General features: G+C 29.4%; 34 protein-coding genes. 10 read left to right on the top strand and 24 right to left on the bottom strand.

Annotated features, from left to right (window positions below; all coding sequences use genetic code 11):
* Positions 1-50 precede the first annotated feature (50 nt).
* Positions 51-371, top strand: coding sequence for a hypothetical protein (locus Fi14EGH31_RS07015; protein WP_117782108.1), 321 nt, complete (start codon positions 51-53; stop codon positions 369-371).
* Here Fi14EGH31_RS07015 and Fi14EGH31_RS07010 read toward each other — a convergent pair.
* From Fi14EGH31_RS07010 to Fi14EGH31_RS06955, 13 genes are all read right to left on the bottom strand, one after another.
* Positions 361-552, bottom strand: coding sequence for a hypothetical protein (locus Fi14EGH31_RS07010; RefSeq protein WP_195932835.1), 192 nt, complete (start codon positions 550-552; stop codon positions 361-363). The genes Fi14EGH31_RS07015 and Fi14EGH31_RS07010 overlap by 11 nt on opposite strands.
* Positions 553-573: 21 nt before the next feature.
* Positions 574-2,085, bottom strand: a complete 1,512-nt coding sequence (locus tag Fi14EGH31_RS07005) for a DUF1351 domain-containing protein (RefSeq protein WP_200765293.1) — start codon at positions 2,083-2,085, stop codon at positions 574-576.
* A 17-nt stretch (positions 2,086-2,102) separates the two neighbouring features.
* Positions 2,103-2,816: a phage antirepressor KilAC domain-containing protein gene (locus Fi14EGH31_RS07000; RefSeq protein WP_200765292.1), complete on the bottom strand. Its 714-nt coding sequence runs from the start codon at positions 2,814-2,816 to the stop codon at positions 2,103-2,105.
* Between the two features lie 14 nt (positions 2,817-2,830).
* The gene (locus Fi14EGH31_RS06995; protein WP_200765291.1) at positions 2,831-3,547 is read right to left on the bottom strand and encodes a lambda-exonuclease family protein; all 717 of its coding nucleotides are present in this window, start codon (positions 3,545-3,547) and stop codon (positions 2,831-2,833) included.
* Positions 3,528-3,695: a hypothetical protein gene (locus Fi14EGH31_RS15345; RefSeq protein ID WP_234697838.1), complete on the bottom strand. Its 168-nt coding sequence runs from the start codon at positions 3,693-3,695 to the stop codon at positions 3,528-3,530. The genes Fi14EGH31_RS06995 and Fi14EGH31_RS15345 overlap by 20 nt, the downstream gene beginning before the upstream one ends.
* On the bottom strand, positions 3,661-4,035 hold the full coding sequence (locus Fi14EGH31_RS06990; RefSeq protein ID WP_200765290.1) for a hypothetical protein: 375 nt from the start codon (positions 4,033-4,035) through the stop codon (positions 3,661-3,663). The genes Fi14EGH31_RS15345 and Fi14EGH31_RS06990 overlap by 35 nt, the downstream gene beginning before the upstream one ends.
* Positions 4,036-4,038: 3 nt before the next feature.
* Complete coding sequence (locus tag Fi14EGH31_RS15340) at positions 4,039-4,212, bottom strand: 3D domain-containing protein (protein WP_267905661.1); 174 nt, start codon at positions 4,210-4,212, stop codon at positions 4,039-4,041.
* A gap of 99 nt (positions 4,213-4,311) precedes the next feature.
* Positions 4,312-4,566, bottom strand: a complete 255-nt coding sequence (locus Fi14EGH31_RS06980) for a hypothetical protein (RefSeq protein ID WP_200765289.1) — start codon at positions 4,564-4,566, stop codon at positions 4,312-4,314.
* 162 nt (positions 4,567-4,728) lie between these two features.
* Positions 4,729-5,121, bottom strand: a complete 393-nt coding sequence (locus Fi14EGH31_RS06975; RefSeq protein WP_200765288.1) for a hypothetical protein — start codon at positions 5,119-5,121, stop codon at positions 4,729-4,731.
* Positions 5,122-5,294: 173 nt separating this feature from the next.
* Positions 5,295-5,534, bottom strand: coding sequence for a MerR family transcriptional regulator (locus Fi14EGH31_RS06970; protein ID WP_117574476.1), 240 nt, complete (start codon positions 5,532-5,534; stop codon positions 5,295-5,297).
* Between the two features lie 390 nt (positions 5,535-5,924).
* Positions 5,925-6,116 (bottom strand): helix-turn-helix transcriptional regulator, encoded by a 192-nt coding sequence (locus Fi14EGH31_RS06965; protein WP_117828535.1) that lies wholly within the window; start codon positions 6,114-6,116, stop codon positions 5,925-5,927.
* A gap of 15 nt (positions 6,117-6,131) precedes the next feature.
* Positions 6,132-6,287, bottom strand: coding sequence for a hypothetical protein (locus Fi14EGH31_RS06960; RefSeq protein WP_158548226.1), 156 nt, complete (start codon positions 6,285-6,287; stop codon positions 6,132-6,134).
* 125 nt (positions 6,288-6,412) lie between these two features.
* Complete coding sequence (locus tag Fi14EGH31_RS06955; RefSeq protein ID WP_158576636.1) at positions 6,413-6,610, bottom strand: helix-turn-helix transcriptional regulator; 198 nt, start codon at positions 6,608-6,610, stop codon at positions 6,413-6,415.
* A gap of 145 nt (positions 6,611-6,755) precedes the next feature.
* Here Fi14EGH31_RS06955 and Fi14EGH31_RS06950 point away from each other — a divergent pair, with 145 nt between their 5' ends.
* The 6 genes from Fi14EGH31_RS06950 (at position 6,756) to Fi14EGH31_RS06925 (ending at position 11,144) form a co-directional block, all read left to right on the top strand.
* Positions 6,756-7,181, top strand: coding sequence for a helix-turn-helix domain-containing protein (locus tag Fi14EGH31_RS06950; RefSeq protein WP_118744083.1), 426 nt, complete (start codon positions 6,756-6,758; stop codon positions 7,179-7,181).
* Entirely contained in the window at positions 7,181-8,122 is a 942-nt protein-coding gene (locus Fi14EGH31_RS06945) for a helix-turn-helix transcriptional regulator (RefSeq protein ID WP_234697855.1), read from the top strand. The genes Fi14EGH31_RS06950 and Fi14EGH31_RS06945 overlap by 1 nt, the downstream gene beginning before the upstream one ends.
* A 22-nt stretch (positions 8,123-8,144) precedes the next feature.
* A complete protein-coding gene (locus tag Fi14EGH31_RS06940; protein WP_200765286.1) occupies positions 8,145-8,585 on the top strand; it encodes an ImmA/IrrE family metallo-endopeptidase in 441 nt (146 codons plus the stop codon).
* 2 nt (positions 8,586-8,587) lie between these two features.
* Positions 8,588-9,625 carry a DUF4236 domain-containing protein gene (locus tag Fi14EGH31_RS06935; protein WP_195932824.1) on the top strand — a complete coding sequence of 346 codons (1,038 nt, stop codon included), beginning with the start codon at positions 8,588-8,590 and terminating at the stop codon, positions 9,623-9,625.
* A gap of 131 nt (positions 9,626-9,756) precedes the next feature.
* Positions 9,757-10,320 (top strand): hypothetical protein, encoded by a 564-nt coding sequence (locus tag Fi14EGH31_RS06930; protein WP_118721823.1) that lies wholly within the window; start codon positions 9,757-9,759, stop codon positions 10,318-10,320.
* Between the two features lie 29 nt (positions 10,321-10,349).
* The gene (locus tag Fi14EGH31_RS06925; RefSeq protein WP_200765285.1) at positions 10,350-11,144 is read left to right on the top strand and encodes a DUF4393 domain-containing protein; all 795 of its coding nucleotides are present in this window, start codon (positions 10,350-10,352) and stop codon (positions 11,142-11,144) included.
* 134 nt (positions 11,145-11,278) lie between these two features.
* On the opposite strand, the gene Fi14EGH31_RS06920 is transcribed toward Fi14EGH31_RS06925, so the two are convergent.
* The gene (locus Fi14EGH31_RS06920; RefSeq protein ID WP_200765284.1) at positions 11,279-11,431 is read right to left on the bottom strand and encodes a hypothetical protein; all 153 of its coding nucleotides are present in this window, start codon (positions 11,429-11,431) and stop codon (positions 11,279-11,281) included.
* 85 nt (positions 11,432-11,516) lie between these two features.
* On the opposite strand from Fi14EGH31_RS06920, the gene Fi14EGH31_RS06915 reads away from it, so the two are divergent.
* From Fi14EGH31_RS06915 to Fi14EGH31_RS06905, 3 genes are all read left to right on the top strand, one after another.
* The gene (locus Fi14EGH31_RS06915; RefSeq protein ID WP_200765283.1) at positions 11,517-11,972 is read left to right on the top strand and encodes a hypothetical protein; all 456 of its coding nucleotides are present in this window, start codon (positions 11,517-11,519) and stop codon (positions 11,970-11,972) included.
* A 1-nt stretch (position 11,973) separates the two neighbouring features.
* Positions 11,974-12,165, top strand: coding sequence for a hypothetical protein (locus Fi14EGH31_RS06910; protein ID WP_200765282.1), 192 nt, complete (start codon positions 11,974-11,976; stop codon positions 12,163-12,165).
* A gap of 65 nt (positions 12,166-12,230) precedes the next feature.
* On the top strand, positions 12,231-13,337 hold the full coding sequence (locus Fi14EGH31_RS06905) for a site-specific integrase (RefSeq protein WP_200765281.1): 1,107 nt from the start codon (positions 12,231-12,233) through the stop codon (positions 13,335-13,337).
* A 288-nt stretch (positions 13,338-13,625) separates the two neighbouring features.
* On the opposite strand, the gene Fi14EGH31_RS15585 is transcribed toward Fi14EGH31_RS06905, so the two are convergent.
* The 10 genes from Fi14EGH31_RS15585 to Fi14EGH31_RS06860 form a co-directional block, all read right to left on the bottom strand.
* Positions 13,626-13,754, bottom strand: a complete 129-nt coding sequence (locus Fi14EGH31_RS15585) for a hypothetical protein (protein WP_267905649.1) — start codon at positions 13,752-13,754, stop codon at positions 13,626-13,628.
* 5 nt (positions 13,755-13,759) lie between these two features.
* Positions 13,760-15,106, bottom strand: coding sequence for an MATE family efflux transporter (locus Fi14EGH31_RS06900; protein WP_117871542.1), 1,347 nt, complete (start codon positions 15,104-15,106; stop codon positions 13,760-13,762).
* Positions 15,106-15,549 (bottom strand): MarR family winged helix-turn-helix transcriptional regulator, encoded by a 444-nt coding sequence (locus Fi14EGH31_RS06895; RefSeq protein WP_200765280.1) that lies wholly within the window; start codon positions 15,547-15,549, stop codon positions 15,106-15,108. Before Fi14EGH31_RS06895 ends, Fi14EGH31_RS06900 begins: the two co-directional genes overlap by 1 nt.
* A 558-nt stretch (positions 15,550-16,107) precedes the next feature.
* Positions 16,108-16,350, bottom strand: a complete 243-nt coding sequence (locus tag Fi14EGH31_RS06890; protein WP_107029367.1) for a DUF3781 domain-containing protein — start codon at positions 16,348-16,350, stop codon at positions 16,108-16,110.
* Between the two features lie 142 nt (positions 16,351-16,492).
* Positions 16,493-17,638, bottom strand: a complete 1,146-nt coding sequence (locus Fi14EGH31_RS06885) for an ABC transporter permease (RefSeq protein ID WP_118347171.1) — start codon at positions 17,636-17,638, stop codon at positions 16,493-16,495.
* On the bottom strand, positions 17,625-18,503 hold the full coding sequence (locus tag Fi14EGH31_RS06880; RefSeq protein WP_234697854.1) for an ABC transporter permease: 879 nt from the start codon (positions 18,501-18,503) through the stop codon (positions 17,625-17,627). Before Fi14EGH31_RS06880 ends, Fi14EGH31_RS06885 begins: the two co-directional genes overlap by 14 nt.
* Positions 18,504-18,541: 38 nt before the next feature.
* Entirely contained in the window at positions 18,542-18,805 is a 264-nt protein-coding gene (locus Fi14EGH31_RS06875) for a hypothetical protein (RefSeq protein ID WP_200765279.1), read from the bottom strand.
* Positions 18,805-19,569: an ABC transporter ATP-binding protein gene (locus Fi14EGH31_RS06870; RefSeq protein WP_022001592.1), complete on the bottom strand. Its 765-nt coding sequence runs from the start codon at positions 19,567-19,569 to the stop codon at positions 18,805-18,807. The genes Fi14EGH31_RS06875 and Fi14EGH31_RS06870 overlap by 1 nt, the downstream gene beginning before the upstream one ends.
* A complete protein-coding gene (locus Fi14EGH31_RS06865) occupies positions 19,566-20,186 on the bottom strand; it encodes a TetR/AcrR family transcriptional regulator (RefSeq protein WP_107029364.1) in 621 nt (206 codons plus the stop codon). The genes Fi14EGH31_RS06870 and Fi14EGH31_RS06865 overlap by 4 nt, the downstream gene beginning before the upstream one ends.
* 99 nt (positions 20,187-20,285) lie before the next feature.
* Entirely contained in the window at positions 20,286-21,014 is a 729-nt protein-coding gene (locus Fi14EGH31_RS06860; protein ID WP_158560045.1) for an ABC transporter ATP-binding protein, read from the bottom strand.
* Between the last annotated feature and the right edge of the window lie 5 nt (positions 21,015-21,019).

Here is a 21,019-nt window from a genome sequence, read left to right as displayed (position 1 = left end):
ATTCTCCTTTTGTTTAGTGTTATAATTTACCTCGAAAGTGAGGTGAAATAGTGTCAGTAGTGCTAACAAAATTAGCTGATAAATTCTTATGTTCTACATATAAAACATTTCTAGAAAGGCGTGCTCAAGGTTATTCGTTAGACAGATCAAAACAATTTAAAAATAACTTTGAGCAACGAGAACCATATATTTTAGATTTTAATATCGAAGATGTTGGCGACATTCTAGATGAATTAAAATCCATTGGTTTTGTTAAGGAGTGGGTAAGTGGCGACTTCCTTCTCACAAATAATGCTATTATTTATATGGAAAAAAGATTTAAAAATGGTTTGATAGAACTTACAGATTTTATCGCTAAGTTTATTCCTTAGGACGTTCAGATAACGAATGTCCTTTTCTTGATGAAATAAAATCGCATTTGTAATCACCTTCAAACTTTAAAACTATTTGTGTACCTAGATAATCTGTTTCTGATGAAACAGACATAACTCCCTTAATTTCATGACCATTAACGAATAATTTTCCATCCTTATCTAAATAAACCTTATTCATAATTTCACCTCATAACTTTCTTTAATTGATTTCTTTAACGTTATATTTATTGACCACTCCTGTTCGAGGATCACTGAGCTCTTTTTCAGTTAGCTTCACTTCACCGAAATTGAATGTTGGATTGATGTTCTTAATTACATCCATGTAACGATTAAGCATTTGAAGTGCTGCTAAATCACCTTCAAACTCAAACGTTTTTTTCCATGTTCTACCTTGGAACTTTTCAGGCGTTTGCTTGATCTCAGTAACGATATACTTATCATTTACGTTAGCAATCGTTTCATCACCACGCTTGATTGGTGTGTATTTAGGTTGGTTTTCAACTGTTTGAGAAACTTGTTTTTTGACTGCTTCCAACTCTTTTTGGTGTTGAAGTTCTGCTTCTTTTTGTTTCTTTTCAAACTCTTCCTTTTGATGTTGAAGTTCTGCTTCTTTTTGTTTCTTTTCAAACTCTTCCTTTTGATGTTGAAGTTCTGCTTCTTTTTGTTGAGCAACCGCTTGTGATTGCTTTTTGATGTTGTCTACTTCATCAGTAATCATTTCAGTTACTTTAGGAAGACCTTCAGTATTTAAAAGAGCTTGATATTTTTCTCTTGAAATGAGTTGTTCATCAACATTTGCGATAAGACATGCATTGGTGATTGTTTTTTCAATCATTTCAAGATTCAATTTGTCATTCTTTTCTTTTTCCATTAAAGAATTGATTTGAGCTTCAACTTGCTCTTCAAATTTCTTTTTGGATGTTGAAGCGTTAAGCCATTTTTCATCAAAAACGAACTGATCAGCATATTCCTTTGAAATCATCTTTCTAGAAATCAATACTTCTTTTAGTTGATCAATAGCTGCTTGACGTTCTTTTCTAAGAGCTTCTTTTTGCTTTTGAACAAATACATCCACATTTTCAGCCACAACACTTGCAGTATCATTTAAAGCTTTAACAACTTTATTTACCTTTGCTTCAAATTCTTGATAAGGCTCAATGTATGCTTTTTTGACTGCTTTTCTTTCAGTTTCTAATTTTTTAGCATACGAACGATATAATGGAACCATTCCAGTTTTAGCTTTAACAAAATCTTTGTAGTTCTTTTCATCTACAACCACACCTTTCTTAGCTTCAATTGCTGGAATCAATTTGACCATTTCATCAATATTTGAAACAATCGCTTCATTTGCTGGTCTTTTTTGAACTTCTAATGAAAGGTGTTTTTCATCAATGTCAACGTGTTCTTCAATAACTTCAGCTTTTGCTTCAACAACCTTTTCTTCTTCAGTTGGTCTAAAGAATTCGATAACGCTGACAACTTTATAACGTTCATCTAACACTTGATTAGCTGGTTGCCAGAAGATTGCATTGTCTTGTTTTAAAATGACAAATGCTTTATCTCCTGGATATGTTAGTTTGACAACTGGTTCACCATTCACAAGAAAGCAGTTATTGATTGATAAGAAGTTGATAACTTTATCAAATTCTTCTTTGGTTGTGATTTTTACAGCTACTAGCTCATTAAGTAGCCCTGATTGAAACTCATTCATTTTCTTTTTTCTCCCTTCTACGATAAAAACTTATTTATGAAATACACTTGACCTTTACCTGTTACTTTAGTAGTCAATGTAATCCTTGTACTTCCATCTGGATTAGTATTTGTTCTTTCTTTGACTTCAAACAATCCAAGATCCATTGATTTTTGAGTAGGCTGATTGTAACGTTCACCCTTTTTAATTAGATATTCGTTTTCTCTCATCCACTCAAACAAACGATTTTGACCAATCTCATAGCCATTTTGTCTGATTAATTTAGCTAACTGACCAATCAAAATTGATTCATTGCTGGCACTTACTGCATCAGCAAATAGAGCTTTAGGCTTCAATTGATTATTTTCTTCAATCAAACCTTGTTTTTCTTCCATCAAGGCTTTTACTTGCTTTCTTGAATACTCAAGCGCTCTATTCATTACAGCTTCAGGACTGTTCCATCTTCTTTCCAATTCCAAGAAGTATTGTCTTACTTCTTTTCCTTTATCACTGCGTTGGATCATTGCAATTTCTTTTGCCATGTCTAAAGTGATTTCATAATCTGTTAATGGTCGACCACCAGAACTTTCTTCCAAAATTGGAAGAAAGTCGTTGCTTTCTTGAAATCCATATTCGCACATACGATTAAACCATGTTGTGAATACTGATTTGATACCTAAAAATTCATGTAATTCTCTTGCTGACAATGTAATGCGGTCATTGTCATAATTTACTTTTAATAGTTCATTCATATAGGTTCTCCTTTCTAATTGACTTCTTTTAATTCCTTATTCCTGTTTTCTAAAAATGGAGGTGGAGTTTTAGTTTTTATTAAATTCCAATACCACAATTCCGTTTTGAATAGATATTTAGCATCTAGCACCAAATCATCATAGTGAAGATAAACAACTCTTGTTTCTTGCTTCCCTGCACCATTGTTAGCCCAAGGAATATCAAGAATTGCGTATAAGACAAAATGCCTTAATCCAGTGGTTATCATGTAATGCAATACTTGGAAATAGTAAGTAATTGGAATGTGATCATTGGCCCATTCTTTTAACATTGCACCATTTTGAATAGTTGTTGATTTGATTTCCAATCCCCATTTTTCTTTTGTTGCAATTTCAATCATTGCACCATCTAAATTAGCTCTTAAAAATGGATATTTCTTGTTTGATAGGCTGATATCTTTCGTATCAATCAATTCAAACTTGTTTTTATAAAGGACACCAAACAATTCAATGAGGATGGGTTCCAATGCATTCCCTTTTTCAATTGCCTCACTAATTTGAAATACAGGCTTTTTAGCACCTGTCTTTTCCTCCCACAATTCATAAGGTGTTTTGTAATTGTTTACGTTCATTACAATTCCTGCATCAGAACCACCAATTCCTTTTCCTCTTAGGCTATGCCAATGTTTTTCATCTTCTACATAATCGACATGGCAATTAGGAAAAAACTCCTCATAGTTCGTAGTTTCCATTTTCTAGATCCTTTTTGCATTTAGTAAGTTCTTGCTCCATCGTAAACAACTCTCTGTGTTCATCGTCCCTTAATAAATCCTTGCAACTTAAACACATGATGTTTGTTTCTAAATCAGCAACTCTTTCTTCTAATTCTTTCTTTTTCATCTTCTAACGCCCCTTTATATTGTTCTTGGATGTAGTTATTCAGTTCATTACAGCAATGATTGAAAGCATTTTTTGCTGGTGTAAACATTTCTTTGACCTTTTCAATGTCAATATCAATTGGTGCCATTTCTAGAAAAATACTTCCTAAGAAACACCAATCATCAGTTGGCATAACTTTAAGTTCATCACCTTCTTTTTTGATTCCAACTTCTAATTTAAATAATGGAATTTTTGGTCTTTCTACAGGTTCATTTTCTGCTGAACCAACTTGAACAACTTTGACATTTGCACCTGCAGCTTTAGCTGTTTGGATAATGTCTTCTAAATCTTTTTTTGTCATATTCTATTCCTCTCTTTTTATATAGATTTCTACTGTGTACTTTTGCATTTTTGGACTGTCAACAAAGATATCTATCTTGTTTCCTTTGATAGCCCCTCCGCAGTCTTGAGCCACGTATTCCTTGCCATTGATTAAAACTATGGAACCATACGGAATGATTGAAGGGTCTACCGCAATAGTTCTTTCCTCTTCAGCAATAGCACCTGTAGAAGTTAAACGACCGTAAATATCTTCTCCGGGCCAATAGTAAGTAACAGTAAATTGGCCAAGAGCTCTTCATTTTTGAAGTTCTTCTAATTGAGCTATAAGATACTTGTTATCCTCTTGAACACTATCATATAAATCTTCAAAGCGGTTCTTATCAGATAAAGCATCACTGTAATAATCTTCCAAAAGAGAAATCTTTCCCTTTTGTTGCTGAATCTTTGTTTTATATGCATCCAACTTGTTTTGGTAATAACAGATTGGAGCAAGGATACAAAACATCACTAATATTGAAATAAGAAAATATGTTCTTTTTTTGATTTTCATATTGCATTTTCTCCTTGGATAACTTAAAATTTATTTGCTATGTTGTGTGCCTAGATATAGGCACCTTTTTTATATACTCCTGACCAAGATTGCTAAACAATTAGCGATAAAACAACCGATAACAATAATCGTGGCCAAACCTCTTGCTGATAGTTTCATAAATCACACCTCCTTTTCGTTCACTTCAAACATTGCAATGTACTCACATTTTTTAAGAAACTTTTCCTCATGTGTTGTAAGACCACCTGATAGAAATAAGTTTTTAACTTCTACTTCAAATCTTCCTGATTCATAGCCCAATTCAAAACGATTTCTTGGATAATCTTCTCTTTGAGAAATTCTAAGAATTGCTAGAAATTTTTTATCTATTTCACTCTTGATCATTTCTCTATCCGCACGAACCAGCATTTTTCTATCTCTTCTATCTTTGACAATTTTATTTGCCAATTCATAGTAGGATTTTTGATACCATTTGAATTCCTTTAACATGTGTACTAAAACCGCAATGACAACAGCCAAAATACAGCAGATGATAATTAATGAATTTTTACTCATAAATTTTCTTTTCCTTTCCATTACTAGCCATCAAGGAACCAACCTCTTAAATAAAAACTTGTATGGTATTAGTTCTTTTTTTATGTCTGTAGTTAGTAAATCATCAATGCTATTTTGTTATCGGAGGCCTTTGAGATTGGCTCCTTGATGACCAGTAATCTATTTAATTTTTTTTAAGCTAAACTATCTACATATTCTTTAGCTTTTTTTGCCTTGTGATAATTGCTTACGTCAAGACCTGCATACTTTCTTTGAAATTCCAAGATTTCTTGTTGACTGAATTTTCTACCACGCCCTAATCTGATAGGACGAAATATTTCAAGGTCAATAAAGTTAAGCAACTGGTCTCTTGAAATTCCTAAATCTTCACGTAGTTCTTTTTCGGTGAGCATCTTTGTTGGTCTGACTTCCATGTGTGTTTCCTCCTTTCAAAAATTTCCAAATTGTGATAAAATATTGTTATACTACGATATCGAAAGTTAATATCTAGTTAGGAGGTGGTCGCATGTTAAAAGCGGCTTTAAACTCCCCTATTCTTCTAAAATAAAATTTACACATTCATGTGCTAGCAGGTGATGCTTGTTTGTACTAGTGACAGCCAATTTATTTATATAAACGACTAGTACGTTTTCAAGAAAAACGGCTATTTTATAAACTGTAGCTTTAAGGTAAATTCTATTTGTCTCATTGTAGGGTAACAAAGCAGATGCATACTGCTTTAAGTTTGAGACTTGATAAGTGTTGGATATCAAAGAAGTAAACAAATCGTGCAGCCGTTAGTACCAACACTACTAATGGCTTTTTTATTTACTGAAAAATATTTGATCAACACTCGCATTTGGAAAACTTCTCTTAAATTTTGCTAGAAATTCATAACTGGGATTTTGATAACCACTTTCCACTTTGTAGTAGTACGATGGAGAAACGCCTATTCTCTTAGCCATGTTCTTTTGAGACATATGCAAGCTCTCCCTGAATTCCCTTAATTTGTCCATTTAGATTTGTCCTTTCTATAACGTGTTTGATAAAGCAATAACAACACGTGCAATTTCACATTGCTTTCTTAATTTTGCTTGTGGGGTTACGTTTTTCCAATTAGTAATTCTATCTGCAGCATTTCTTAAAACAGCCATGGTAATTGGATATCTTTGTTCAACATTTTCCATTTTTCTTTGCTCCTTTCTTAAACTCCAAATTCTTGCGTTTAATAAAGTGTCTTTTTAAGAAACTTTATTGAATATCAGTTAAAATATGTTTGTGCTTGATAGAAATAAGCGTTGTAAATCATGGTTTACTTATCGTTAAAAAAAATATAACTTACAGATTTCCCAAGAGCGTTTGCTATTGAGTTCATTGTTGTATTTTTTATAACCGACTCCTCATTATTTTCTAATTTTGAAATATATGGTCTTGTTAAGCCAGATTTACTTGCAAGTTCCCCTTGTGTCATTTTCTTTGCAACACGAGTCTCTTTAATTCTATTTCTCATATTCCACCTCCTGTAACTCATGTTTTACAATTAAAGTATAACGTGGTTTACATATATTGTCAACTATGAAATACATTTTAATAGTACTTTTTTGTTTGTATTAATGTTAACTGTGGTTTACACTTATATTAAGGAGATGTTATTTATGGAAAACACACTAGGAAAGTATTTACATAGCGAAAGAACAAAAAGAAATATGAGCCTAAGAGAATTCTCTGAATTATTAGGAATAAGCCATACATATCTTAATAAACTCGAAAATGGAAAAGATCCAAGAAATGGAAAGCCTGTTTCACCTACCATAGAAACTTTAAAAGAAATAAGTAAAGCTCTTCATGTTTCGTTAGAATATTTATTGGAAGTGTCTGGATATGTAAAAGGAGAAAATATTGATACCGAACATCAATCGTTTGCAACACCTCAAGAAGCACTATCGTTCATTTTAAAACAAGAAATGATTGCTGATTTTGGTGGGTACGACTTAGAATCTATGTCTGACGATGAGATTAACGAAATGGCTGAGGATGTTGCTAATATGTTAAAAATCGTTTCTAAAAGGCATAAAAAGTGATGGATAATATATTTTATTCTAAATTAAAATCATTAAGACAAGCAAATCATTTGACACAAGAACAACTAGCAAACGAATTAAATTTACGTTATCACCTCAACGAATCCAAAGCAACAATTTCTCAATTTGAGAACAATAAGCGTATTCCTGATTTAGACAGATTGATTAATATTGCTGATTACTTTCATATATCTTTAGACTTTCTTTGTTGTAGTGCTAATAAAGCTAAAGATTTAGAGGAAGTTACCAATAAATCATTTTTTTCTCACAACCTACGAAAACTGCGTGAAAAAAACAATTTATCGCAATGTGAATTATCTAAAATGCTAGATGTTTCTAATGGCGCTATTAGTAAATGGGAAAATGGGCAGAGGGAACCTGATTTAACTACATTACAAAAGATAGCAACATATTTTGATGTTTCTTATGATTATTTATTAAGAGATAGAACGGTTTTGCTTAACTCAAATAATATCATAGATGAAAATGTTATTATGACTTACGACAAACCAGGAGATCGAATAAAAAAATTAATTAAGAAAAATGGATTATCACAAAAAGAATTTGTAGAAAAATTCAATGAAAAATATGGTTATTCTGATTCCGAAGCAACAATATCACAATATGTAAACAATAAAAGAACACCTGAAATTGATAAAATGGTAAAAATTGCAAATTTTTTCAATGTAACGCTTGATTACATAATGTGTAGAACTGATATTGATAGTGATATGTCTATCTACAATAAATCGAGGCAAGACGAAAACAAAACGAGCTTATCCTTCTCTACCCCACAAGAAGCATTGAGTTTCATTTTAAAACAAGACATGGTAGCTGATTTTGGTGGCTATGATTTAGATAATATGTCCGACGATGAAATAATGGAGATGGCAGATGATATTGCTGATATGTTGAAAATTATATCTAGAAAGCACAAATAATATCTAAGGAGTGTGCTTATGAATGAATATAGAATATAAAGTCAAAGATTTAATTAAAAAATATAATACTTCAAACATTAAAGAGCTTGTAGATCATCTTGATATTTCAATTGAATGCCAAGATTTCAAAGCAAAAACTTTAGATTCAAGACTGATGATTGTTGATTCTAAAGGCTACATATTTGTAAGAAGTGATTTAGATTGTGCGTATGAAAATTTTCTTATAGCACACGAGTTAGGACACTACGTCCTGCATTATGATGAAAACATCAGTTTTAATTTTCTAAGGCGAGTCTATAAAACTCGTTTAGAAAGAGAAGCAAATGAATTTGCTATTAGATTACTGATGTATGAAGAACTACATAATATAAAAGAACTAGAAAATATTGAATTTATTGTAAAAGAAAAAGGAATACCGCTTAAAGTATGGTATTCACTGAATGAGAAAATTTCGGAGGTTTAATTATGGGAACGAGATATAGAAAAAGTATAAATCTTGGTGGAGGATTTAGAATAAATATTTCAAAATCTGGAATTGGATATAGTTGGGGTACAAAAGGATATAGAGTTACAAAAACCGTAAATGGAAAAACAAGAAAAACCTACTCTATACCTGGAACAGGGTTAAGTTATGTTGAAGAACAAAAAAACCATCAATCTCAAAATAGCCATCAATATAGTAAAAATCAAAATAAATCTTTTAATTCTTATGACGAGCAAAAACTTTCTAAAATTTCGATAGAAAAATATAATGATGAGAATTATGAAATATTTTTAGAAAAACTAAATCTTACATTGAAATTAAATAAAATATATAACTGCTCATTGATTATATGTCTATCATTAACTATCATTTTACCTTTTTTTATTGTATTTGCATTAATGGCACTCATTGGTAAATTGCATCTTATATTATTTAGAAAAATCGATATTACTTATGAAATAACAGATGATATTAAAGATGTCCTTCAAGAAAAAACAAATGCATGGAATTCATTGCTTGATTGTGATGGCTTATGGATTGAAACAAAAACATCAAAAGTAAAAAATAAAAAAATTGCATCTGGAGCGAAAAATTATATTTCAAGAGAAAAAGTAAAGCTTGTCAAAAAAATACCATTCTATTTACAAACAAATATCAATACTATACGTTTTGATGCAAATAAAGTATCTTATTACATTTTCCCTGATAGATTAATAATAATATCAAATAATAAGGCCGGTGCTATACCATATGATGATATTGAATTTGATGGAAAATCAACAACATTTGTTGAATCTCAAAAAGTTCCTAATGATACAAAAATAGTTAATTATACATGGAAGTATGTAAATAAAAATGGCAGTCCTGATAAAAGATATAAAAATAACGTACGCTATCCTATTTGTGAATATGTAAATATCTACATGAAATCAAAAACAGGATTAAATACAGTATTTTTATTATCCTCACTTGAAAAAGCAAATAAATTTTATGGTGTTATGGCAAACATAAATAATTAAAATGAATTGTGAAAAAAATAAATTTAGTCTTAATAAAAACAACTTATTTTGACGATTTAATAAAAAAAGAATACCTTTAAAAATTTGGTATTCATTGAGTGAAAAAATATATAAGAAAAGAGGAAAAATACATGAACATAATATATTGGATAAACAAAATCATTAGCTCAATTGTGATTGTCATTTTAATAATTGCTTTTATAAAATTTATAACAGCCTATTCAAAAGAATCATCATCTTCACTAAAAGAATATATCAATAAAAAACTAGATACAATATTTTACTTCTTTTATATCTTGTTTTCTGTTTATGGAATATTAAATATGATTACCAGTTTAATAGAACAGTATATGAATGTATCAGATAACGCCGATATTTTCAACGGTTTTGCACTTTTAGCATTTGGTATTACGTTATTTAGCATAGGTGGATCTATACAACAAACAAGAAAAAGTAATGAGGAGACCATTCAGTTTAAAAATGGCATTAATAGTAAACTTGATGAAATATCCAATAAATTGGAATCGTTAAATCCATCAAATGAAGATTTACATAACGAAATTGAAAAACTGAAAGAACAAAATCAAGAAATAATAGGTTTATTAAAAGAGAAAAATCAAACAAATGTTCATATTTATGTAAATGAAGAAGATAAAAACAAAAAAACAAGAAAAAATGGTGAATACAAAAAATAATCAAAATTAAGAGGAAGGAGGGATTGTAAATGGATGAAAAAGACAAACAATTATATGAAACAACATTAGTCGTAGAAAGTGCAAAACAAACAGCAAAGTTAGGAAAAGAAGTAGCTAGTGATATTATTAGACCAACTTCAAAAAGCATTGGAGAAAATATTGGATATTTAGTTGATGGCACATTGGGTTGGCTAGGTGTGTGGGGACAAAAACAAAAAATAAAACAAAAAAAATATATAGAAGACTATAAAAATGAAATAAATAAGAATATTGAAGCAATCCCACAAGAAAACTTAAAAGAACCAACAATGTCAGTTGTTGGCCCAGCAATTGCGTCCTCTATATTCTATTATGAAAATGACTACTATAAAAAAATGTTTTCAAAATTAATTGCTGCTTCTTGTGACAAAACTAAAAGTGTCCATCCAGCATATACAACAATCATCAAAGAAATTGATCCTTTAGATGCTCAATTACTTATGAAAATCAGTAACAAAGCATTACCTTACGTAAAAATATTTAGTGAAAGCACACTAAATGGAAAAATTCAACCGTTATATCCAAATATCATTATATATGATACTAACTTAAGAATTGATGAATATTTTAATCTATCAAAATCAATTGATAATCTTGATAGATTAAAATTGATATCTATAAGAAATGATATTATTTGTTTTGAAAATGAATATCAAACATTGAATGATTGTTCTATATACCAGTTACATCTAAAAAATCTTGAGCCCAATGAAAGAATTTCCATAAGAAAATATAGAGTAGAACTAACAGAGCTAGGTCGTAGCTTTGTTCAACTAGTTCTTTAATTTACTTATTTCGTCTATTGCAATTTTAATTAGTTTTTTTTCATGGTTCAGTACAATTGTTTCTAATTGATAGCTAATAATGTTGCAACATATGAAAATAGTACCTATACATAGCAATGTGCATATTATCAATTTCATTTTTTCACTGCCTTTCTAACTGTTTCAATTATCTCATTTTCAAGCCTATGTTGATTTGAAATGACTTTTGAGACATAAAAGATACCATACAAACTACATATACCGACTGTGATTAAAATTACTAAAATATAAATAGAAATATCACTCATACTTATACCACCCTTCATTGATATAAGTATAACTAATATATGATATCAATTCAAACTATAACAAACAAGAAAAGAGGAAAAACAAATGAAAAAATTATTAAGTCTAGCATTAATTGGAGCTTTAGCTCTATCTCTAACTGCATGTGGAAATAGCGATCCAAAAGACAAAACAACATCTAAAGAAACAACTACAACGAAAAAAGAAGAAAAGAAAGAACCTTTAAATTTAACAGGGACTTGGAAATCAGATGAAAATGAGGGCACATGGATGGAAGCTACAATTTCTGATAACGTTATTTCTATCGATTGGGTGACGGATGAAGGAAAAACAAAAGCAACTTATTGGGTTGGTTCATATGATGCTCCTACTACTGACACTAGTGAATATTCATGGGTATCTAATAATGACCATGAAAAAACTAAAAATGCACTATTAGCTTCAAATGATGATACAAAAGAATTTACATATAAAAATGATATTCTTTCATTTACCGCTTCTATGCAAGGTGTCAGCAAAGTAGTTGAACTAAAGAAACAATAATATGAAAAATACCAACCACAATAAAAACCTGGATTATATTTATGATAATCATCCTGATTTGCTGGATTCTTATATAGATGTCTATGAAAATTCAATATTTGCTGTTGATCATGAGATATCTCCTGAAGATATGGCTGACATCATGCAAATGATAGAAGCTTTCAAGATAGACAAGTTTAGAAGTTTAAATTAGATATTACGCCTGTTTTTTCCGTTATGGGCGTTTTATTATACAAAATATGAGAGGAGTCGTGATATATGATTAGAAAAAGACCTGCAAAAAAAGCAAAAAACGGATATACTTATCAAGTTTATTTTTATTACAGAGACATGTTTGACAAAAGAAAGTATTATTCTAAAAGTGGGTTTTTAACAAAAAAAGAGGCACAGATACATGAGACTGAAATGAAGGCTAGATTAAAAGAAAAAGGCACTTTGAATCAAGGAACAAATAAAACATTTAATGATGTGTTTGAAGAATTTATGGAATCTGAAGGAAAAAACTTATCATTAAACACAATTAGAAGAAAGAAAGTTACATTTGACAAGTATATAAAAAACTCGTTTGGAAATTCTAAAATAAACTTGTTCAGCAATTATGCTTTTTTACAAAGTATTTTCAACAGCTTAGAAGAAATGACATTTTCAACAGTTAAAACTGTCAGATACATCGTTAAAAATGTAACTTCATTTGCAATTAAAATGGAATATATAGACAGTTCACCCATGAACCTTGTAACATTTAAATGGGCTGAAAAAGAAGAAAAAGAAAAAAAGATAGTTCCTTTTGAAACTTTTATTCAAGCATATAATGAGTTGGATGATAGCTATGCAATTACCATTGCTATTGGATATTATACAGGCATGAGAATCGCTGAAATTCTAGCATTGAAAGAAAGTGATATTGATTTTGAAAATAATGAAATAAACATTCATAATCAATTGATCTATTCAGGAAGGAATATAAAGGAATATAAAGTTGTTTCAAAATTGAAAACAAAAAAATCAAAAGACACTATACCTTTGAATAACCAATTAAAAGAAATATTATTGGAATATTTGAAAACGCATCATAATGAATATATTTGTCAAAAAAATAATCAATTCTATTATGTTAGCTATTTTAATAGGATTTTAAAAAATAAATATGGGTTTACTTGTCATGACCTAAGACATACATTTGCTTCCACTTTATATGAAAATAATGTAGATATAAAAACTACCCAGGAATTATTAAGACATAGTAATATTAAGACTACTTTAGATATCTATACTCATCTAAAAGAAAACAAGAAATTAGATACTGTAAACGATGTTTTCAAAGCAAAAGATGTCAAAAGTATGCCAAAAAGCAAAATTAACTAATATGTAATCAGCTGAAAGTATTGATATATCAACGTTTTTTATCATAATAAAAAGAAAATAGATAGTCCAAGTAAGACACATTATAAATAGTACATTTTATTCATGGATCATCGGTTTTGGTGGACGTATTCAAATTGCGGATAATGATGTACATAAAAAACAATTTAAAGATTTTTTAATGGAAAATTTTATAAATAAAAATAATGCTGATTAAAACGTATTCAGCATTTTTTCATCTAATATACTTATAACAGGTGTTTTACAATTACACTGAAAATCCATTATTTTTCAGTGTAATTGTAAAGATAGAGCAATAAAATATTCATCAATATTTACAGCTTCTTCAATTGCAACAGCAATGGCAACAGTAGCTCCAACACAAAAAATTCTTCTTATTAAAAAAGAAGTGTTTTTCACACTTCCTAAGCATTTTCTTTTTTCATTTTTTTACTTAAATAAATATAGAAACATACATTTAGTATAATACCAACAATTGTCGCAATTGGTGCAGCTAAACCAATATTTGTTAAATTTGCATGAGGTTGAATTGACATATAGTAAGAAAGTGGTAAACGTACAAGAAGTGTTTGAATAAGTCCTTGTACCATGACCCATACCGTTTGATAATGACCGTTAAAATAACCAACCATACTAAATAATATTGCTGTTACAATTGTTTCTAAAGCAAATCCTTTTAAATAAGCATACCCTTGTAAAATAACGGCTTTTTCTGTTGTAAAAATACTTGTAAGTAAATCTCCTTTAAATAAAACTGAGATAAAGACAACAACACCAATTATTAAGCCAATACCCATTCCTGTAAACATTGCATGTTTTGCTCTTTTTTCATCACCAGCACCCACATTTTGGGCAACAAAAGAAGCCATTGATTGCATTAATGAACTTGGTACTAACATGGCAAAGTTAACGATTTTACAAGCAACACCATAACCGGATGATGCTTCTAATCCTAAACGGTTAATAAAAGCACATAAAGCTAAAAATGAAATTTGTGTTAAACATTCTTGAAGCGCTAATGGTAATCCAATTTTTAAAGCTTGAACACAATGTGGATTGATTTTAAAATCATGCTTTGTAATTTTAAATGGTAATTTTCTTTTAAATAATAACATTAAAGCAAACACAACACTGATTGCTTGGGCAAAGACAGTGGCCATGGCGGCTCCTGCTGCATCTAAGTGTAATCCTGCAACAAGAACTAAATCACCAATAATATTAATAACACAGGCAACTGCCACAAATAAAAGAGGTGATTTACTATCGCCTAAACCTCTAAAGATTGCTGATAATAGATTATAAGCAACAATAAAGAAAATACCTGCCCCACAAATTCTTACATAAGTAGCAGTTAAACCAAGTGCTTCTTTAGGTGCTTGCATCAAAGTTGAAATTGGTGATGCTAACGTAATCATAATTACAAATATAATTGCAGAAATAATTGCAAAAACTACCGTTGCTCCTCCTATTAAAGCACCAATCGAATTCATTTTCTTTTCACCAATATATCTTGCAATTAAAACTGTAATTCCCATCGCAAATTGTGTTACCACAAATGTTATCAAGTTTAAAACTTGACTTCCTGTAGAAACTGCTGAAAGTCCTGCTGTTGTTCCAAACCTTCCAACAACAAGTAAATCAACCGCTCCATAAGCCGCTTGTAAAATAAGCGCACCTAAAACAGGAATCATAAACAACGTTAATTTCTTTAAAATACTTCCCTGTGTAAAATCCGATTTAGAGTGATCCATTATTTTTCTCTCCCTTCACACATAACTTCATAAAACTTTTTAATAGTTTGAATCATACAATCTGCTTCATCATTAGAAACATGATTCAAACACAAGGCTAATTTTTGAAAATAATCTTTATTGTATTTTTCAAAAATCATTTTTCCTTCTTTTGTAACGGTCACATAAGTGACACGTCCATCATGTTTAGCTGTTTCTTTTTTTAAATATCCTTTTTCTTCCATTGCATTAATTGTACGTGTAACTCCCGGACGAGGAAGATTTAAAACTTCACTCACATCTGAAACCTTCACTTTTTGATTTTTTTCTTCAAGTTCGATAATCGTTTCTAAATAACGTACATAGGATGGTAAAACTCCTTCAGGAAGTTTAGGCAACATATCTAAAATCCTTTTAGCCATGTAACAGCTATCTAACATTTCTTTTACTTTTTCGCTTTTCATTAATTTCTCCTATTAATTACCAATGTTAATTATCATTGGTAATTATATAATTATAAAAAAGATTGTCAAGAAAAAAGATACTAACAAATTGTCAATATCTTTTAATCGTTATGCTCTATAGCAAACCCAAATAACATCACTTTTAAATCTTCATCTAAAATAGAAGTATTAGTAGCTGGACCATCAATAAAATCCATGTGTTCTGCACGAAATTCTTCATATAAAATTTCACAAATTACTTTTAACTTTCCTTCCTTATAAACATCTTCTAAAACTTTACAAGCAATTTTATTCCCTTCTAGATAACGATCATCACTTTGATTGACTTTCTCCTAAGGTTAAGCTCTATGAATAATCATCCTATCTAAATAACCTAGTCCCGTTGTTTCAATGGTTTGGACAATACTTTCTTTGGTTACTTGACATGTTTACGGATATCTTTGCCTATACCTTTTTCATTACCATATGATTGTCCTATATCAAAATGATGATAACCTAACTTTATATTTTAATTTCAATGTGAATAAAATGTGCATAATGTGCACAACTTGTAAAAATCTATTTTATTATATGTGCCGTAATAATGGTATAGCTTGTTGCATTAATTGTTATTTTTATAGCACCATTTTCAATATACCAGTTTTTCCCTTTACGATATATCAAACTCTTTTTATCTAAAACTTTATTCTTACAAAATTCTACAACATCTTCTTCAATTCCTAAATTTCTTTTAATTCTTGATATACCTAAATATGTTGTGTGAATTTTGTAAATATTTATTAACAATTCATTCTTTTCCATTTTTATTACTTGTCCTTTTTAAAATAGTATCCTATTGCTTCCCATTAACATTCCTAAACTTAAATAACGATCTTTTGATATTTGTTTCTTTGTATTCATTAAAATAACAATGACAACAATTAATAGAAATTCTTTCATATACTCACCCGATCTTTTGTTTTCTTTTACTAATCATTAAGGTAATCAAAACAAAGCTTAAGGTAAATCCTAAAACAATAATACCATTAATAATTATTGGTTGTAATGTTTCTAATTTAAAATATTCTAATGTTTTAATAAGTTCATTATTTTGTACAAAATAATACGTTGGTAAAATATGAGCAATCTTTAAAACATAACTTGGCATAAATGACATTGGCACAAAGCATCCACAAAGAAACGATGTTCCTAAAGCAACAACATTGACAATACCTCCAATAGCTTGCTTATTATGGGTAATCGTTCCAATTAAGAATCCTACGGCCAAACTACATATTGAAAAAACAAATGAATTTAAAATATAAGCAATCCCATTCCCACTTAACATAATTTCTTTAAATAAGATAAAACTAATAATCATATAGGCTAACCATACGATAAAAAAAGCAAGACCTAAAGAAGCAAAAACGATCCAATTATATTTACGATATGAAAAACTGCTCATAATTGTTCTTTTACGTACACCCTCTTGATTTAAACTTGCAAGAATCATTGTCATACAATAAACTCCCCCAGCAAGTAAGGCATAGTTTAAGAAATTAAAATAAACATTTACTTGATTCAATTTAGAACTATCTAAGCATGTGTTGAGTTTTACTTTTGTTTTTTGGTTAATCACTTGTTTGACTTTTTGATTTAAAGCTTTACCTTGATAATGTTCTTTATAAAGATTTACTGTCTTTATATATTTTTCAATTAACATTTGGGTAAAAGATGCATTTTCATTACCATTTGATTTATATTCAATCGTTGGATTTTTATCATTTACAAGATCATCACCAAAGTTTTCAGGAATATACACAACATAACTTATATCACGATAAAACAATGCATCGTCTACTTTTTCTTGATCATTGATGTCAATATCTTTTAATGTCGCTTGTTCTTTTAAATACGAAACAAATCCTTTGGTTATTTCATTGTTTTGATCCTTATTTACAATCAAAATATCTGGTTTTGTTGCCTCATAATGATTCATATTACCAGAAGTTGTATTAAATAATGTAATTGCAAGTAAGATCACTGTATAAAGAATTAAGTTTCCTTTTAATTTATTTAAGATTTTAAAAACGGTACTAAATATAATCATATTGTTCCCTCCTTAAAGCCATAAAAGAAATAAATAAACATACAATAATAAATACTCCTAAACAACAAATATCTCTGATATATCGATTAAATGTATTGTAATAATATAAAGCATAAAAACCATCGGTAATCAAATTATTAGGATTGATAAGATTAACAATAGGTATATTTTTATCAATAACATATTTTAAAGTAACACCCATCATCCCAGATAGAACCGAGAAAAACATAGAAATCGCAATATTAATTCCTGTTTTTGCTTGTTCAGAAACTCTAAAAACAGAAGCAATAAATATTCCCATCGAAATACCTGCTAAATCACCAACTAAAGAAAGAATGATTATATAAAGCCATTGACTACCAAATTCAACATTTAAACCAAATTTTAAAAAGATTAAAAGAATTGCTAAACCAACAAGGCTTACTAAATAAGAACCAAGTGCTGAAGATAAGACAAGTATTCCTTTTTTATTTGGTGAAACAGAAACTCTTTTCCCTTTAGCGGACATATTCGCCAATTGATTATTAATAGCTGTTAAACCTAACATCCCACCATACATACAAGCCATGGCAATTAAGGTATAATATTCAATTTGCATATAACTTAAATGACTACTTGATGTGTCTTTTAAAGATACTTCTTGGTTATTGAGCTTTTGAAGAATATCATGTACAATTTGTTGAACATTAAAATTATAGTTTCCTTGTTGTATTTCATCTTCAATTTGTTTCTTTGTTAAATCTTCTATCATCCTCTTATTTTGTTTAATTTCATCCATAACAAATTGCAAGATTGTTTGTTCCATACCATTTTCTTTAATCACAATTTGTGGTTCTTGTTTATTAAAGAGAACATATCCTTCTATTTCATTATCTTCTAAAAGCTGTTCCGCCTCTTTTTTATTTACAAAATGAATATGAAATAACTGATCCTTATTTTTTTATCAGAAAGCTCTTTAAAGGTTTCTTGATAAATTGTTTGGTTTTGATATTCCTTATTGTCAATAACTGCAATATCAAAAACTTGTAAAGCTTCGTCTTTTTCAATATTTTCAAAAGCCATGTGAAAGAAAATACCTAAAATAATAGGAAAAGCAAACATCCAAAAAATAAGAACTTTATTTTTAAAAAGTATTTTAACTGTATACTTTAGATTATGAATAAACATCAATCCCTCAATTCCTTTCCTGTTAATTTTAGAAAAACGTCATTAAGAGTTGGACCTACACGTTCAATCTTTTCCTCAATATTTGCTTCTTTCTTTAATTCATCACTTGTTCCTTGAGCAATGATCTTTCCTTTATCTAAAATAATAATACGATCACAAAGTATTTCTACTTCTTCCATATAATGTGTTGTATAAACAATTGTAGCCCCTTGATCTCTTAATTTTTTTATACCATCTAAAATATGATTACGACTTTGTGGATCAACTGCAACAGTTGGTTCATCTAAAAAGATCAGTTTAGGCTTATGGGCAATCCCACAGGCAATGTTTAATCTTCGAAGTAAACCTCCGGAAAGTTGTTTAGGTAAGAACTTTTTAAAATCATTTAATCCTACTAAGTTAATTGCATCGTCAACATATTGTTTTCTTTGTTTTTTATCTCGAATATATAAACCACAAAAATAATTGATATTATCATAAACATTCAATTCATCAAAAACAGCTACTTCTTGAAAAATAACTCCTATCTTTGCTTTTAAATCATAAGAATCAGGTTTCATCTCTTTACCAAAAACCTTAATAAATCCTTCTTGATATTTAAGTAATGATAAAATAGAGTTAATAGTTGTACTTTTTCCACAACCATTAGGTCCTAATAATCCTAAAATTTCTCCTTGATAAACATTAAAGGATAAATCATCAATTGCTTTTAAATTTTTATACTCTTTTGTAAGATGTGAAACCTCTATTACTTTTTCCATCATTCTTTTCCTTCCTTATTCTTTTTTGCAAGTTGTACCAAAATTTCTTCTTTTACATTTCCTTTTTTTACTTCATAAAGAAGCATTGAAACATATTGATCCTTCAACAAATCTATAATTTCTTCATCATTAAATTCAACGGTCTGATTGGCTGCTAAACTAGCAATCCCATTGACATATAACCACATTCTTAAATGGAATTGTTTGGCATCTTCATTTGACATACCCGTTTGTTTAGAGATTGTTTCAAGGATTGTCTTTGCTGATCCTGTTAAATCAATAAAATCAAATGCTCCTTCATTTATTTTTCGGTTAAACATAATTTTAAATAATTCATGCTCTTCCTTAGCAAAACGAATATAATTGATTCCAATATCCTTGTATTCTAATTGACCTGTTTCACTTTTTAAAACTTCTCGATCAAAAATCTTTACAATTTCATCTATCACATCTTTTTTTAAAACATCCATATTCTCATAAATATAAAAAAGTGGTTGTGTTGAACAGCCCAATTTCTTTGCAATCTTTCTGGCATTTAAAGCATTGAGTCCTTCATGGCTAATAATCGAAATACTTGCTTTTAAAATATCTTCTTTTTGTATTTTTCTTTTTGCTGGCATAAAAGCCTCCTTTCTATAACCAATGTTATATATAACTCTTGTTATAATTATAACAATATCTTCTTATCATTGTAAAGAAAAAGGATATTGCAAAATATCCTAACCATTTAAATAAGCTGCTTTTAATAAGTTTTGTACAACTTCATTTTCACTTTTATATAATTGTTGTATTGTTCCTTTTTCTATGATTTTTCCATCATTTAAAACAAGAACCTGATGGCAAAACTCATGAACCAATGAGAGATCATGACTAACGAAAAGAATAGCCATATGATATTTATAAACACATTGTTTTAATAATTCGATAATATCTCTTTGAATCACTTGATCGAGACTGCTGGTAATTTCATCACAAATAAGTAATTGGGGTTGTATAATCAATGCTCTAGCAATTGATATTCTTTGTAACTGTCCTCCACTTAATTCATGAGGATATTTTCCCAAACAAGTCTCATCCATACCTACTTGTTCTAATATCTTTTTAATAGCAGTCATCGCTTCTTTTTTATTTAAATGATAAAAATAATGATAAGGTTCATAAAGAAACTGTTTGATTTTCATTCGTGGCGAAAAGCTTTCAATTGGATTTTGAAGAATAAGTTGTATATCTTTACGACTCTTTTTAAAATCAACTGTTTTTCCTTGATATAATAAAGAACCTGAAGAAGGTTTTTCAATACCTGAAACAAGTCTTGCAAGGGTACTTTTTCCACATCCACTAACACCAATAATACCAACAACTTCACCTTCATCAATGCTAAAATCAAGATGATTTAAAACAGTCTTATCGTATTTTTTTGTAAGATCTTTAGCTTCAAATAAACGCATTATTC

Source organism: Faecalibacillus intestinalis, from assembly GCF_015097455.1.
GTDB lineage: Bacteria > Bacillota_I > Bacilli_A > Erysipelotrichales > Coprobacillaceae > Faecalibacillus > Faecalibacillus intestinalis.
Note: the sequence above shows the minus strand (reverse complement) of the source record. Positions and strands in the feature narration are given on the sequence as shown.

Excerpts from the sequence above, each read along its gene's own strand:
- Fi14EGH31_RS06895 (WP_200765280.1), bottom strand. The coding sequence starts at position 15,549 with ATGAAAAGCGAAAAAGTAAAAGAAATGTTAGATAGCTGTTACATGGCT.
- Fi14EGH31_RS06875 (WP_200765279.1), bottom strand. The coding sequence starts at position 18,805 with ATGTTTATTCATAATCTAAAGTATACAGTTAAAATACTTTTTAAAAAT.
- Fi14EGH31_RS15345 (WP_234697838.1), bottom strand. The coding sequence starts at position 3,695 with ATGAAAAAGAAAGAATTAGAAGAAAGAGTTGCTGATTTAGAAACAAAC.
- Fi14EGH31_RS06975 (WP_200765288.1), bottom strand. The coding sequence starts at position 5,121 with ATGAGTAAAAATTCATTAATTATCATCTGCTGTATTTTGGCTGTTGTC.
- Fi14EGH31_RS06970 (WP_117574476.1), bottom strand. The coding sequence starts at position 5,534 with ATGGAAGTCAGACCAACAAAGATGCTCACCGAAAAAGAACTACGTGAA.
- Fi14EGH31_RS06955 (WP_158576636.1), bottom strand. The coding sequence starts at position 6,610 with ATGAGAAATAGAATTAAAGAGACTCGTGTTGCAAAGAAAATGACACAA.
- Fi14EGH31_RS06860 (WP_158560045.1), bottom strand. The coding sequence starts at position 21,014 with ATGCGTTTATTTGAAGCTAAAGATCTTACAAAAAAATACGATAAGACT.
- Fi14EGH31_RS07010 (WP_195932835.1), bottom strand. The coding sequence starts at position 552 with ATGAATAAGGTTTATTTAGATAAGGATGGAAAATTATTCGTTAATGGT.
- Fi14EGH31_RS06900 (WP_117871542.1), bottom strand. The coding sequence starts at position 15,106 with ATGGATCACTCTAAATCGGATTTTACACAGGGAAGTATTTTAAAGAAA.
- Fi14EGH31_RS06950 (WP_118744083.1), top strand. The coding sequence starts at position 6,756 with ATGGAAAACACACTAGGAAAGTATTTACATAGCGAAAGAACAAAAAGA.
- Fi14EGH31_RS07005 (WP_200765293.1), bottom strand. The coding sequence starts at position 2,085 with ATGAATGAGTTTCAATCAGGGCTACTTAATGAGCTAGTAGCTGTAAAA.
- Fi14EGH31_RS06945 (WP_234697855.1), top strand. The coding sequence starts at position 7,181 with ATGGATAATATATTTTATTCTAAATTAAAATCATTAAGACAAGCAAAT.
- Fi14EGH31_RS06885 (WP_118347171.1), bottom strand. The coding sequence starts at position 17,638 with ATGATTATATTTAGTACCGTTTTTAAAATCTTAAATAAATTAAAAGGA.
- Fi14EGH31_RS06930 (WP_118721823.1), top strand. The coding sequence starts at position 9,757 with ATGAACATAATATATTGGATAAACAAAATCATTAGCTCAATTGTGATT.
- Fi14EGH31_RS06870 (WP_022001592.1), bottom strand. The coding sequence starts at position 19,569 with ATGATGGAAAAAGTAATAGAGGTTTCACATCTTACAAAAGAGTATAAA.
- Fi14EGH31_RS06980 (WP_200765289.1), bottom strand. The coding sequence starts at position 4,566 with ATGAAAATCAAAAAAAGAACATATTTTCTTATTTCAATATTAGTGATG.
- Fi14EGH31_RS06905 (WP_200765281.1), top strand. The coding sequence starts at position 12,231 with ATGATTAGAAAAAGACCTGCAAAAAAAGCAAAAAACGGATATACTTAT.
- Fi14EGH31_RS06940 (WP_200765286.1), top strand. The coding sequence starts at position 8,145 with ATGAATATAGAATATAAAGTCAAAGATTTAATTAAAAAATATAATACT.
- Fi14EGH31_RS06915 (WP_200765283.1), top strand. The coding sequence starts at position 11,517 with ATGAAAAAATTATTAAGTCTAGCATTAATTGGAGCTTTAGCTCTATCT.
- Fi14EGH31_RS06920 (WP_200765284.1), bottom strand. The coding sequence starts at position 11,431 with ATGAGTGATATTTCTATTTATATTTTAGTAATTTTAATCACAGTCGGT.
- Fi14EGH31_RS06935 (WP_195932824.1), top strand. The coding sequence starts at position 8,588 with ATGGGAACGAGATATAGAAAAAGTATAAATCTTGGTGGAGGATTTAGA.
- Fi14EGH31_RS06910 (WP_200765282.1), top strand. The coding sequence starts at position 11,974 with ATGAAAAATACCAACCACAATAAAAACCTGGATTATATTTATGATAAT.
- Fi14EGH31_RS06890 (WP_107029367.1), bottom strand. The coding sequence starts at position 16,350 with ATGGAAAAGAATGAATTGTTAATAAATATTTACAAAATTCACACAACA.
- Fi14EGH31_RS07000 (WP_200765292.1), bottom strand. The coding sequence starts at position 2,816 with ATGAATGAACTATTAAAAGTAAATTATGACAATGACCGCATTACATTG.
- Fi14EGH31_RS06925 (WP_200765285.1), top strand. The coding sequence starts at position 10,350 with ATGGATGAAAAAGACAAACAATTATATGAAACAACATTAGTCGTAGAA.
- Fi14EGH31_RS06990 (WP_200765290.1), bottom strand. The coding sequence starts at position 4,035 with ATGACAAAAAAAGATTTAGAAGACATTATCCAAACAGCTAAAGCTGCA.
- Fi14EGH31_RS06865 (WP_107029364.1), bottom strand. The coding sequence starts at position 20,186 with ATGCCAGCAAAAAGAAAAATACAAAAAGAAGATATTTTAAAAGCAAGT.
- Fi14EGH31_RS06965 (WP_117828535.1), bottom strand. The coding sequence starts at position 6,116 with ATGGACAAATTAAGGGAATTCAGGGAGAGCTTGCATATGTCTCAAAAG.
- Fi14EGH31_RS06960 (WP_158548226.1), bottom strand. The coding sequence starts at position 6,287 with ATGGAAAATGTTGAACAAAGATATCCAATTACCATGGCTGTTTTAAGA.
- Fi14EGH31_RS06995 (WP_200765291.1), bottom strand. The coding sequence starts at position 3,547 with ATGGAAACTACGAACTATGAGGAGTTTTTTCCTAATTGCCATGTCGAT.